Here is a 512-nt window from a genome sequence, read left to right as displayed (position 1 = left end):
TCTCCATAGCTACCGCCTCCACCACCGTTGAAAGTAGAATCACGTTCATTTGAACTGCTGCTATTGGATGAGTAACCACCTCCAAGACCACCTGGTGAATTTCCAGAAACACAACCGACAGCACCTGTGCTATTATATCCATTAACAGCTCCACCACCGCCACCACCTGCTCTTGTAGAATTTAAAATACGTGTAAAGCCACCATAACCAGCAAAATCTTTTGGTTGACCGGTATAAAAACCTTTACCACCGCGACCAATGAGAACATTTTTTGAATCTTTAAGCTGCGACCATTTTATTTTTATGTGCACGCAACCGCCACCGCCGCCGCCACCACCTTTATAATTACCGCCACCCCCACCTCCACCCCATGCCCATACTTCAATATAAGTGTCGTCGGTAACACCATTAGGTATAGGAATAGGACCACTTTCTGTCATAAGAATTTCAAGAGGAGTGGGGACAAAGGATTTTATCTCTTTTGTAATTTCATCGCGTATGCTTTGAAGAGC

Annotated in this window: 1 protein-coding gene; it reads right to left on the bottom strand. The window is 44.7% G+C overall.

Annotated elements, in window-relative coordinates; all coding sequences use genetic code 11:
• On the bottom strand, positions 1-512 hold a 512-nt coding region (locus ACFIKB_RS09705; protein ID WP_375653567.1), incomplete at both ends, for a glycine-rich domain-containing protein.

Source organism: Bartonella sp. MR110HLJHH (genome assembly GCF_042194225.1).
Taxonomy (GTDB): Bacteria; Pseudomonadota; Alphaproteobacteria; order Rhizobiales; family Rhizobiaceae; genus Bartonella; species Bartonella grahamii.
This window is presented reverse-complemented; position numbering and strand designations above follow the sequence as displayed.